The 11,739-nt window shown below is 54.3% G+C and carries 13 protein-coding genes; 10 read left to right on the top strand and 3 right to left on the bottom strand.

Annotation, left to right across the window (positions count from 1 at the left end; genetic code table 11):
- Nucleotides 1–10 precede the first annotated feature (10 nt).
- Complete coding sequence (locus tag ACMZ66_RS12755) at nucleotides 11–1,351, bottom strand: sodium-dependent transporter (RefSeq protein ID WP_416937585.1); 1,341 nt, start codon at nucleotides 1,349–1,351, stop codon at nucleotides 11–13.
- 364 nt (nucleotides 1,352–1,715) lie between these two features.
- On the opposite strand from ACMZ66_RS12755, the gene ACMZ66_RS12750 reads away from it, so the two are divergent.
- The 10 genes from ACMZ66_RS12750 (at nucleotide 1,716) to ACMZ66_RS12705 (ending at nucleotide 9,432) form a co-directional block, all read left to right on the top strand.
- Nucleotides 1,716–2,375, top strand: coding sequence for a DUF1223 domain-containing protein (locus ACMZ66_RS12750; RefSeq protein WP_416937584.1), 660 nt, complete (start codon nucleotides 1,716–1,718; stop codon nucleotides 2,373–2,375).
- Between the two features lie 211 nt (nucleotides 2,376–2,586).
- On the top strand, nucleotides 2,587–3,306 hold the full coding sequence (ccmA, locus tag ACMZ66_RS12745; protein ID WP_416937583.1) for a heme ABC exporter ATP-binding protein CcmA: 720 nt from the start codon (nucleotides 2,587–2,589) through the stop codon (nucleotides 3,304–3,306).
- Nucleotides 3,303–3,968 (top strand): heme exporter protein CcmB, encoded by a 666-nt coding sequence (ccmB, locus tag ACMZ66_RS12740; protein ID WP_416937582.1) that lies wholly within the window; start codon nucleotides 3,303–3,305, stop codon nucleotides 3,966–3,968. The genes ccmA and ccmB overlap by 4 nt, the downstream gene beginning before the upstream one ends.
- Before the next feature lie 6 nt (nucleotides 3,969–3,974).
- The gene (locus ACMZ66_RS12735; RefSeq protein WP_416937581.1) at nucleotides 3,975–4,763 is read left to right on the top strand and encodes a heme ABC transporter permease; all 789 of its coding nucleotides are present in this window, start codon (nucleotides 3,975–3,977) and stop codon (nucleotides 4,761–4,763) included.
- Nucleotides 4,760–4,951 carry a heme exporter protein CcmD gene (gene ccmD / locus ACMZ66_RS12730; protein ID WP_416937580.1) on the top strand — a complete coding sequence of 64 codons (192 nt, stop codon included), beginning with the start codon at nucleotides 4,760–4,762 and terminating at the stop codon, nucleotides 4,949–4,951. The genes ACMZ66_RS12735 and ccmD overlap by 4 nt, the downstream gene beginning before the upstream one ends.
- 20 nt (nucleotides 4,952–4,971) lie before the next feature.
- Nucleotides 4,972–5,460: a cytochrome c maturation protein CcmE gene (ccmE, locus tag ACMZ66_RS12725; RefSeq protein WP_416937579.1), complete on the top strand. Its 489-nt coding sequence runs from the start codon at nucleotides 4,972–4,974 to the stop codon at nucleotides 5,458–5,460.
- A gap of 133 nt (nucleotides 5,461–5,593) precedes the next feature.
- Nucleotides 5,594–7,639, top strand: a complete 2,046-nt coding sequence (locus ACMZ66_RS12720; protein ID WP_416937578.1) for a heme lyase CcmF/NrfE family subunit — start codon at nucleotides 5,594–5,596, stop codon at nucleotides 7,637–7,639.
- Nucleotides 7,636–8,172 carry a DsbE family thiol:disulfide interchange protein gene (locus tag ACMZ66_RS12715; protein WP_416937577.1) on the top strand — a complete coding sequence of 179 codons (537 nt, stop codon included), beginning with the start codon at nucleotides 7,636–7,638 and terminating at the stop codon, nucleotides 8,170–8,172. The genes ACMZ66_RS12720 and ACMZ66_RS12715 overlap by 4 nt, the downstream gene beginning before the upstream one ends.
- The gene (locus ACMZ66_RS12710) at nucleotides 8,169–8,669 is read left to right on the top strand and encodes a cytochrome c-type biogenesis protein (protein WP_416937576.1); all 501 of its coding nucleotides are present in this window, start codon (nucleotides 8,169–8,171) and stop codon (nucleotides 8,667–8,669) included. The genes ACMZ66_RS12715 and ACMZ66_RS12710 overlap by 4 nt, the downstream gene beginning before the upstream one ends.
- Before the next feature lie 46 nt (nucleotides 8,670–8,715).
- Nucleotides 8,716–9,432, top strand: coding sequence for a tetratricopeptide repeat protein (locus ACMZ66_RS12705; RefSeq protein WP_416937575.1), 717 nt, complete (start codon nucleotides 8,716–8,718; stop codon nucleotides 9,430–9,432).
- A gap of 30 nt (nucleotides 9,433–9,462) precedes the next feature.
- On the opposite strand, the gene ACMZ66_RS12700 is transcribed toward ACMZ66_RS12705, so the two are convergent.
- Both ACMZ66_RS12700 and ACMZ66_RS12695 read right to left on the bottom strand, forming a co-directional pair.
- Nucleotides 9,463–9,735: a hypothetical protein gene (locus tag ACMZ66_RS12700; RefSeq protein WP_416937574.1), complete on the bottom strand. Its 273-nt coding sequence runs from the start codon at nucleotides 9,733–9,735 to the stop codon at nucleotides 9,463–9,465.
- Between the two features lie 17 nt (nucleotides 9,736–9,752).
- Nucleotides 9,753–11,606, bottom strand: coding sequence for a transglycosylase SLT domain-containing protein (locus tag ACMZ66_RS12695; RefSeq protein ID WP_416937573.1), 1,854 nt, complete (start codon nucleotides 11,604–11,606; stop codon nucleotides 9,753–9,755).
- Nucleotides 11,607–11,739 lie beyond the last annotated feature (133 nt).

The following is an 11,739-nucleotide window of genomic DNA, read 5'->3' as shown; positions in this document are numbered from 1 at the left end:
AAAGTTTGGCTTAGAAAACGCCAAGACCTTTGAGAAGGATAAAGGCAATCGCCACCGGTGCGACGAACTTGACGATCAGTCCCCATGCACCAATCCATGCCGGTACAACACCGTTATGCGCTGCGATTTCTTCCTGGGCTTTGCCCCAGACGACCCAGCCGACAAACAGCGAGATGAACAGACCGCCAACCGGCAGAAGCAGGCTGGAGCTGATGAAGTCCATCAGGTCAAAGAAGTTCTTGCCCCACAAGATTTCAACATCGCCCATGACACCCATCGAAAGCGACGACGGAATACCCAGAAGGAAGATGATGAAACCAAGAACCACAGCAGCAGCCTTACGGCTGACACCGCGGTCATCAACGAAGTAAGCCACAACCACTTCAAGGATCGAAACAGCAGAAGTCAGTGCGGCAATCGCAAGCAGCAGGAAGAACAGGAATGCGAAGAACGAGCCAAGCGGCATCTGCGCAAACACAGCCGGAAGCGTAATAAAGGTCAGGCCCGGACCGGCACTCGGATCAAAGCCAAATGCGAACACAGCCGGAAGAACCAGAAGACCAGCCAGAACCGCAACAGCGGAATCAAGCAGCGTCACCCAACCAGCCGAACCCGGAAGGTTTTCTTTCTTCGACAGGTACGAGCCATAGGTGATCATGGCACCCATACCAAGCGACAGCGAGAAGAAGGCCTGTGACAGCGCGTCCGAAACAGTCGCCCAAGTAACTTTCGAGAAGTCAGGCGACAGCAGGAACGATACACCTTCCATACCACCCGGAAGCGTTACCGAACGCACGATCAGAACGATCAGAAGCGCGAACAGTGCTGGCATCAGGATTTTCGACGCACGTTCAATGCCGCTGCCCACACCCGACAGAACGACAAAGATGGTCAGCGCCATAAAGATCGCATGGAAGATCAGCGGCGAGGTGGTGTCACTGATGAAACCACCAAAAATGTCACCAAGTGCAGCCGGGTCTTCAACCGAAAGCGCACCGGTGATCGCCTTAATCATGTAAGACAGCGTCCAGCCGGCAACGACCGAATAGAACGACAGAATGATAAAGGCGGCAGCAACACCAAACAAACCAACGATCGGCCACAGGCCGCCCTTGAGTTTGGCAAATGCGCCAATCGCGTTCTTTTCAGACATGCGACCGATCACGAATTCAGCCAGCATGACCGAAAGACCGATGGTGAAGACCAGCGCAAGATAGATCACCAAGAAGGCGCCACCACCATTTTCGCCAGCCATATACGGGAACTTCCAGATGTTCCCCAATCCAACAGCCGACCCCGCGGCAGCCAGAATAAATCCGAGGCGTGAGCCCCAGTGTTCGCGTTTCATCATTAGCCTGCAAACCTCGTTTCGGACCGATCTTGCCGGATTAAGCTCCCGCCGACAGATCGGTTCCCCATTTTTCATTTAACGCAAAGGTGATTTGTCTCTTTGCAATTGGACAGCTCCCTAGAACTGGTCCCGATTGGTCCGCAGCTCATAACATCAATCTTTGGAAATCTCCTTTCAAAGATCAGCGCAAACGCGCAAAAATCTGCCATTTCTGCGCTCCCCATCCTTTCAAGGCCTTGTGATTAGGGGTTGATGGGTCTTTTCGGGCATCATGGTGGACATGAAAAATGCTCGCCCCCTCATATATGCCACAGCCCTCATGATGATGGCCGCCTCACACACCGCAAAGGCGGCGGAAAGCACCATGCCGCGTGCTGTTGTCGAACTTTACACATCACAGGGCTGCAACTCCTGCCCGCCTGCGGATCGTGTTCTTTATGAATTAAATCAGGAACATAGTGACGTTCTGTTCCTGTCCTATCATGTCGACTACTGGAACTATCTGGGTTGGACCGATCCGTTTTCCGATGAACGCTATAGCGCGCGTCAACGCGACTATGCCAACCGGATGCGCGAACGCTATGTCTATACGCCCCAAGTGATTATCAACGGCGACGAAGTGATCCGCGCCACAGCAAAGGGCCGAATCGAGTCGGCCAGCAGCACAATCGCGCCGCTGGATGACATTGCCGACATAACGCTTAATCCCGCCAATCCCGGCCAACCAGCAACCGGAACCATCACCCTTTCCGCCAATGGAAAGCCTTCCCCAAACCGCGCATCACAGATCTGGTTGATCGGTTTTGACCGTGAACATCAACGCGATGTCCTATCGGGTGAGAATGCTGGCAAGCGACTGGTTCATGCCAATGTCGTGCGCGAAATGGTCAATCTGGGCAATTGGGATGGCAGCAACAAACAGCTATCCTTTGCCATGCATGATGCCTGGAATGGTGGTGTTGCCGTTCTGGTGCAAGATGGCCGGGGTGGTCCGATCACGGCCGCCTCCATGATCCGATTCTAGATCCATTACCCAACCCGACATCACCAAACATTTTGACCGCGCGGCCTTTCACCGTGCGGTCACTGCCGTTTGTGGCAATAAATATGCTTGGTTGGGATTGATATGTGACAAAGTCAGACACACCATTGTCGGTTATTGCATGAATAATAAAGTGCAACACGTTATAGAATGACGTGTCCTGGTATGAGATGCAGACAATTTAACGGGTTATATGGCTGATTTTAGCGGTTCTGATTTGACCTGCCTGCGCGGAGAACGATTGGTATTTGGTGGCTTGTCCTTTGCTGCCAAATCCGGCGATGCCATCATGCTTCGCGGCCGCAATGGTGCAGGAAAATCCAGTCTGCTGCGCTTGATGGCGGGGCTTTTGGCGCCGCGTTCTGGCACATTGGCCTGGGATGGTGAAAACATCGCCCATGACCGCACTGCCCACCATGCCCGCACCCATTATCTGGGTCATCAGGATGCCATCAAACCGGTTCTATCCGTGCGCGACAATTTACGCCTTTGGGGGCAATTGCGCGGGGTCAAAAACCTTGATCAGGCGATTGATGATGCGCTTCATGCGCTTGATATCCATCATTTATCGCGCATCACCGGGCGTTATCTTTCAAGTGGTCAGAAACGCCGCACGGCCCTTGCCCGCATCCTGATCGGGCAAAGTGATCTTTGGCTGCTCGATGAACCAACCGTCGGGCTTGATCGCGAAAGCTGTGCGGAACTGGCCAAGCTGATTGCCGATTTCCGGAAACGCGGCGGCATTGTTGTTTATTCCACCCATGTCGATCTTGATATCGATGCGCCGAGCATTCTTGATCTCGATGAATTTGCCATTCCGATGATCGAATGGCTGGCCGAACATGGTGATGATGATCTGGACGATGACCATGATCTGATCCGTCAAAACCCATCGCCGGAGGCCGCCCAATGAACGGCTTCCTTGCAATCCTTCAGCGTGACTTGCGATTGGCCCTTCGTCAGGGGGCTGATTCCGTGATGGTTGTGGCGTTCTTCATCGTCACGACAACGCTTTTCCCGTTTGGTGTCGGGCCTGAGGCCAACATTCTCGCCCGCATCGCATCGGGTGTGATATGGGTTTCGGCCCTTTTGGCGGCTATGCTGTCACTCGAACGGGTGTTTCAGACCGATTACGAGGACGGATCGCTTGAACTTTTGACCCTCTCGCCCGTATCGCTTGAACTGCTGATATTGGGAAAAGTTCTGGCACATTGGCTGACCACCGGATTGCCATTGATCATTGCCGCCCCGCTTATGGCTGTGATGCTTAATATGGATCAGGATGGTTTTATCACTTTGATGATTGCCATGTTGCTGGGTACACCGGCACTTAGCCTGATTGGTGCGATTGGTGCTGCACTGATATTAGGGGCGCGACGGGGCGGGGTTCTGGTGTCGCTTCTGGTTTTACCGCTTTATATCCCGGTCCTGATTTTCGGGGCTGGCGCGGTTGAGGCCGCACTTCTGGGCATTTCCGCAACAGCCCAGCTACAAATAATGGGGGCGATTTTGTTGCTGACCCTTGCAGCAGCACCTTTTGCCACCGCACATGCCGTTAGACAGGCCATGGAATAAGAGAGAATGCATCGCTTCGCCAAACCAAGTGTGTTTTTAAAACTGACAGATCCGCTCCTGCCGTGGTTGTCAGCTTTGACCGCCATATTGCTTGCCACGGGGCTGTATTTTGCCCTGATCGGGTCGCCGGTTGATTATCAACAAGGCCATACCGTGCGGATCATGTATATCCATGTCCCGGCCGCCTGGATGGGTCTGTTTTGCTATGTCGGTATGGCAATTTGCGGCGCGATGAGCTTGATCTGGAAACATCCGCTGGCCGATATCTGCGCCCGCGCGACAGCCCCGATTGGCGCGACCTTTACCGCCCTTTGCCTGATTACCGGATCGCTTTGGGGTGAACCGATGTGGGGCACGTGGTGGGTGTGGGATGCGCGCCTGACATCGATGCTGATCTTGTTGTTCCTGTATCTTGGCTATATTGCGCTTGTGAATGCGTTTGATGATCCTGAACGTGGATCAAAAGCCGGATCGGCATTGGCACTGGTTGGTGCGGTCAATGTCCCGATTGTCAAATTCTCGGTCGATTGGTGGAACACCCTGCATCAGCCTGCATCGATTGTGCGCATGGATGGCCCGGCGGTTGATCCCAGCATGCAGTTGCCGCTGGCCCTGATGATCCTTGGATTTACCAGCTACTATTTTGTGGTTCTGATCCTGCGTGTCCGGCTTGAGCTTAATGAACGTCGCATTCGTGCACTTCATCTTTCAGGCATGTTTGACGAAGGTCGCACTGGCGCAGTTGCTTCTGAAAGCAGCTATGATGCGGGTCACAACGCGGAGGCCAAACAATGAGTGAGTTCTTCTCAATGGGCGGCTATGGCAGCTATATCTGGTCAAGCTACGGTATCACGGCACTTGCCATGATCATCCTTCTGGTTGCCACCCTGCGCGGACTTCGCAGCAGCAGGATCGAACGCGATCAGCTTGAAGCGGTTCTGCAATCGCGCCGCCCACGCCGCAGCAAAAAGACCGAAAACTAAGGCATGACCGGAGAATAACGGTGTCACTTTCCCGCGCAAAAATCCGTAAACGTCAACGCATGTATGCCATTGCCGCCATTCTTTTGGCGGTGGGCGGGGCGGCTGCCCTGATGCTGACGGCCTTTGAAGATTTGGTTGTTTTCTTCTTCAGCCCGACCGAAATCGCCGAAAAATCCCCGATTGATCCCGACCAGCGCCTGCGAGTTGGTGGCCTTGTCGTCGAAGGATCGGTTGCGAAAATGGATGATGGTCAAACCATCGCCTTTGTCGTAACCGACATGGCAGAATCGGTTCCGGTTTCCTATCGTGGCATTCTCCCGGACCTATTTCGCGAAGGTCAGGGTGTCGTTGCCGAAGGCCATATGAGTGCCGATGGCACCTTTGTCGCATCCGAAGTTCTGGCCAAGCATGATGAAAACTACATGCCACCAGAAGTCGCTGAGTCCCTTAAGAAAAGTGGCTACTGGGAAGAAATCGAAGCCAAAAACGCCGAACAGATGCGCAATTAAGCCACATTCTGCCGCCATAACGTCCGACCATACGCGTAAGAAAAACATGGTCGCAACCATTCGACCTTGATCCGGGCCCCACCGATTAGGCAATAGGTTGCTGGGGAACATTTTGGGGAAGCCTTAAACTTCGATGCTTGCAGAGTTAGGACATTTTGCCCTGTTCCTGATGGTGATGACAGGGCTGGGTCAGGCTATTCTTTTCAGCCCGCTCTGGCTGCGATCATCTCTGCGCGCGGGGGGTGCGACTGCGGGATTGGCTAGTGCGAATGGCGCACCATCGCACGATACTGCTGGTATCTCTGCCCTGCCCCGCCCGAACAATCTTCTGATCTTGCCGCTGGTGATCCTTGCTTTTGCCGTCATGGCCGAAGCAGCCCTGATCCATTCCTTTGTCGTTAGCGACTTCAGCCTTCCGATTGTCACCGATGTCAGCCACTCATCAACCCCGCTTCTGTTCCGGATTGGCGCGGCCTTTACGCCCGATGGCGGGGCCATGTTGCTGTGGCTTGTGGCACTGTCACTTGCCAACGCGTTGCTTGCGTTTCAGTTCGCGCGTCATAGCGATGACAACCAGTTTGCCCAACAGGCACTTTCAGTCATTGGCATATTGATCGCCATTCTGGGCATTGCCGCCCTGATTGATGCAGATCCGTTCCTGCGTGTTGATGTCGCCCCGCTTGATGGGCGTGGCATGAACCCGCAAGCACAGGATGTTTTGCGGGTATTGCGTGAACCGTTCCTTTATCTCGGACTGGCCGGACTTGGTGTGATTTGCGCTTTGACGATTGCAGCCCTTCTGGAGGGGCAATTTGATCGCAAAACGGCCGAAACCATGCGATCCTGGACCATTGGTGCGTGGGTTTTGTTGGGGGCCGCCATCGCGATTAATGCCTATCGGTCCTATAGCCAGCAGGCCTGGGGCAATTGGTGGTATTGGGACACGGCCGAAAACAGTCTGCTTTTGCCATGGCTTTTGACCACCGCCCTTTTGCATTGCCGGGCTGTTTTGGAAAAGACCGAAACGCTAAAGGGCTGGACTGCATTTCTTGGTATTTCGGCGCTGGCTGTTGGCTGGTTTGGAGCTTACCTGACGCGTTCCGACTTGTTCGCGCCACTGCCTGAGACGCTTTTGAAGCACAGTGACAGCTTTGCCCTTTTGGTCGGGTTCTGTCTTTTCTTTGCCAGTGCCTATTACCTGTTCTGGCGGCGCTCTGATCAGTTGGGCGATCAACGCAATTTCGAGCTGATCTCTCGCGAAAGCGGCATGTTCCTAAACAGCGTGATGCTGGCGCTTATTGCTGCGGTGGTTTTGATTGGCACGATCTATCCACTTGTTCTGAAATGGGTGGATGGTGAAACCATCACGGTTGGTGCCCCCTTCTATGTCGAAGTGCTGGTGCCCATCACCATCCCACTTCTGTTTTTGATGGCTTTTGCCCCGGCGCTTCGGTGGCGTCAGGATGAACTTTGGATGGTTGGTGGCCGCATGAAGCTTGCTGCCATCCTGTCACTGATCACGGTTCTGTTTGTCTCAATACGCTTCATCGATCTGTCGCCGACACCGCTGATCGGCATTGGTTTGGCTGGATGGGTATTGGCCGCATCGCTTAGCGATTTGTGGGCGCGCCTGTGGCGGCAACCTGATCATGGCGAAAGCAAATACCGCAATCTTCAGCTGCTTGGTCCGCGCTATATCAGCATGACGCTCTCCCACATCGGTTTGGCGGTTTTGATTGCTGGAGGGTCAGCAAGCAGCATCTGGGAAGAACAGGTTGTGATTTCGGCGCGTGCCGGACAAAGCATTCAGGCAGGCCCTTATAACCTGCAATATGAAGGCGTATCCCTTTTGGCGGGTGAAAACTACGCCACCCGTCAGGCGACCTTTATCCTGTATCGTCACGCACTTCCTGTAACAGAACTGTTTCCTGAAATTCGGTACTATCCGATCCGCGGTGTTGAAACCCGCGAGGCCGATATTTGGCATGGTCGCGATGGCGACCTTCATGTTTCCATCGGCGATCGTGATGATGATGGCGGTCGTGTCGTGACGGTCCGCTATCTGCCCATGATGCCATGGGTCTGGACCGGGATGATCTTGATGTTAATCGGCGGATGTATCAGCATCCTTACGCGTATGTTCCTGCGCCTACAGAAGACTGGAGTTTCCACTTCATGAGATTTTCGATCGCTGTGATACCGCTGGTGTTGTTTGCCGGTTTGGCGGGCGTCTTCCTGATGAATATTGATAAGGACTCATCGGTTGTCCCATCGGTCCTGATTGACAAACCAGCCCCGGATTTCTCATTGCCACCGCTGCCGGGCCGCAGCAAAGGCCTGTCACGTACTGACTTGGCATCAGGTGAGGTATCAGTGCTGAACGTCTTTGCCAGCTGGTGCATTCCGTGCCGCGCCGAACATCCGCTGATCAAACGCCTGTCGCGTGAGGCCGACGTTGCGGTTTATGGCCTTAACTATAAGGAAAAAGACCCGCAGGACGGTGTGAAGTGGCTCGATGAATTGGGGGATCCTTATGCTGCGGTTGGCATGGATCTTTCGGGGCGTACCGGGATTGATTTTGGCGTTTACGGTGTTCCGGAAACCTTCATCATCGATGGCACAGGCCAGATCAAATACAAACATGTCGGGCCGGTCACGACCGATGTGCTTGAACAGGTTCTTCTGCCCAAAATCGCGGAGTTAAAGGGATGACCAAACGTCTTCTGCTTCTGATCGGGACATTCGGTTTTCTGTTCCCCGCCATCGCATCTGGCCCGGCCCATGCGGTGAACCCGGATGAAATGCTGTCGAACCCGGTCTTGGAAGAACGCGCGCGCGAAATCAGCAAAGAGCTGCGCTGCCTTGTCTGCCAAAACCAGTCGATTGATGATTTCGATGCCGAACTTGCCCGTGATCTGCGCGTTCTTGTGCGCGAACGCCTGATTGCAGGCGATGATAATGACGAAGTGATTGATTATATCGTCGCGCGCTACGGCGATTACGTCCTGCTGAGCCCGCCGCTGAAACCTGAGACCTATATCCTTTGGGCCAGCCCGGCGGTTCTTGCCCTTCTGGCATTGATCGCGGTATTCGCATTCTATCGCCGCAAGCAGCGGGAAGGTGGTAGCAACACGGCATCCCTGTCCCGCGAAGAACAGGCCCGTCTGGACGAGCTTCTTGGCACATCCAAAGATGACGGCAAGGCGTAATGAAGCCGACGATGCTGACATATGAACAGCAGGCCGGAGGTTTCCGGTGATCTGGCTTGGGCTGATTATCTTGGGACTGATTGCTGGCTTTGGCATTTATGCCAGCCTGCCAAAGGCCGCTGGCACTCGCCTGTCGCCAGCACGGATCAGTTTTGCCGTTTTGCCGGTGATTGCAGCACTTGGGCTTTATGCGATCCTTGGCAATCCAATGCTGCCCGCCAAGCCCTATGCCGAACGTGACGGTGAACGCAATTTGGCAGCGGCTGCCGCCGTTGCGGACAATGTCACCGATCCCAATTTCAAGACCGACCAGCAAATCCGGCGTCTTTTAAACCAGATCGTCGTATCGCTTGAAGTCAATCCAAGAAACCTTCAGGGCTGGGTTGCCCTGGCACGTGGGTCCTTGCGCCTTGGCAATATCGAACGTGCGGTTGCCGCCTTCGCCCAGGCCTACGCCCTGTCGGGTCACAACCCGCTTTTGGCGATTGAATATGCCGATACCCGCATCACCGCCCAAAACGGCCAGATCGATAGCACATCACGCGATCTGGTGCTGCATGCATTGGGACAGATGCCCAACCACCTGCTGGCACGCTATTATTATGGCATGATGCTCAAACAGAACGAAAAGCCCGTACAGGCGCTTCGTGTGCTGAGCGACCTTTATCGTGATCTTCCCAAGGACGATCCGCTGGGCAATGCCACCGCAAGCGAGATTCAGGCGCTTCAGGCAACAACAGATGCCATGACAGACGCGCAGTAAGGGTCAGTGGACTTGATGATACAGGCGACCTCAGGCCGCGAACAGATACAGAACGCCCAGCAACCCTGCGACAATCATCAACAAGGTCCCGCCAAGCGCCACCAGCTTCATCACTGGATGCAAATCCGCCAGATCGCTTTTTGATCCTTGGCCATCCGCACGGTCTTCATTAAACCGGCGCAAAGCTTCTTCGCCGCTCATCGGTGGCATTTTGATACGATCAAGGACCGTTCCCTGATCGGGATTACGGTCCTTGATGGAATGTGTATTACGATCTGATTTCGGCGCGTCAGGACGGGTCATCAAATGGATGCCGATACTTACCGCTCAACCGTCAGGCTGCGGTCGCTTTCATCATCCTGCGGCTGATAGGTCGGCCATTGGCCAGCTGCCAGAAGATCAAGCGACGGGGCTTCCTGACCAAAGCGCGAACGATACATCCAAAGGTTCGCCATCACACGTTCAATGAACAGACGTGTTTCACGCGACGGGATGCTTTCGATGAAATAGAGCGGATCGACATTGTCTTTAAGCGCCTTCTGCCAACGCCCAAGATTGCCAATGCCACCATTATATGCCGCCATCAGTTGCAAGAAACCATTATCAACGCCGTTCTGTTCCAGCAGATGGTCAACATACTTCTGACCAAGGGCAAGGTTGACTTCCGGCTCATATAGCTCGGCGCGCTTGGCACCACGATAACGGGTGTTGCCAATATAGCTTGCGGTTGCCGGCATCAGCTGCATCAGGCCACGTGCACCCGCATGACTGCGTGCATCAGTGTTAAAACCTGACTCTTGGCGCATGAATGCATAAATTAGCGCACGGTCAACCTCATAACCACCCTCCGGTGCCCATGGCGGAACCGGATAAAGCGCGTTTACAAATACATCACCGGTCTTTTGCGCGATATAGCTTCCAAGACGCATGGTAAGCGACGCAAAGTTTGCCGTATCGGTAAGCGCCAAAACTGCGCGACGAAGTGAGTCATCATCTTTCGCGGCAGCCTTACGCAATTCGCGTTCGGCTTCATCACGCTGGCCGATCTGCAAAAGCGACAGCGCGCGACGGCCATGCGGATCAAGCTTAAGTTTGCTGACACGGTTTTCATCGAGCTCAAGGCTGTCCCAGTCAAACACGTCATCACGGCCAAGCGCACGCATGGCAAGCTGACCATAGAAGGATCGCGGATATTCAGCCGCACGATTAAGCATCTTGTCGGCGTCTTCAAAACGACCTGCAGCAAGATCAATACGCGCTGCCCAGAACGCACCCGCCGTACGGGTCCAGCTCGATGCATATTTATTGGTGCTAAGGGCCGCAAAATGCTTGTGCGCGGTATCCATCTTGTCCAGACGCCACGCAGTCAGGCCCGCAGTCCAATGTGCCTGCGGCAAATATTTTCCCGAACGCTTGGCGGCATCACCGGCATACTTCAATGCCAGATCAGGCTTACCGAAATAGTAATAGCCCGATGCAATCGCTGCCTTGGCGTGATCCTGCTCATAGGCATCAAACAGGCGTTTGCCCTCAAGGCTTTCAAGAACCTCAAGTGCGCCGGTTGGCCAACCATCGCCAATGCGCTGACGAATACGACGTTTCAGGGTCGAAAGACGCGAACGCTGCGCGGATGAAAGGCTTTTGGTCGATTTGTGATAATACGGCTTGATGTCTTCGTAATCATATCCGGCACCGGAGACATAACTTCCAACCGGCTTCTTCGGATAGTTGGCCGATCCACGGCGCGTCAGCGCAAGTTTATAGATGCGCGGCGCCTGCGGATGATCGGCATAGCTGGCAAGCCAGTCACGAAGTTCTTTGTAGCGTGAACGATAAGCCGTCGGGTGCAGATAGCGCTGCGCCATGACATGCCCCATAAGGACATCATCAGACAAGCGCGAGATCAGGCGATCCGCATCTTTCCAGCGGCCCTGTTCCTGAACAGCAAAAATCTGCTCATACAGTTCGGCATCACGATCTGAAAGTGGTTTGGGAATAAGGACCGAAAGCGCGTCATCCAGCTCTGGATTGCCCAAGGCTGCCTGTTCCTGCGTCTCAGCGGACACAGGTGTGGTGACGCCCATGCATGTGATGGCGCCAAACATCGCGATAAAAAGCCCCTGCCTTAGTGCGGATTTCACACCCGGCAGGCTTGTTCTTATTGCTTCGATCAAATTCAGTATCCCCAACGAGGCTTTCGTTTAAGCCGCGTATTTATCCCGAAGCAGTCTGGTCTCGCAACCCGTTGCCTGCGGTGTTCCCCCCGGTGCAACGGACGACTTTATATCAGCAATCGCCCAAACCGCG

The organism is Thalassospira sp. (genome assembly GCF_048059015.1).
Classification (GTDB): domain Bacteria; phylum Pseudomonadota; class Alphaproteobacteria; order Rhodospirillales; family Thalassospiraceae; genus Thalassospira.
This window is presented reverse-complemented; position numbering and strand designations above follow the sequence as displayed.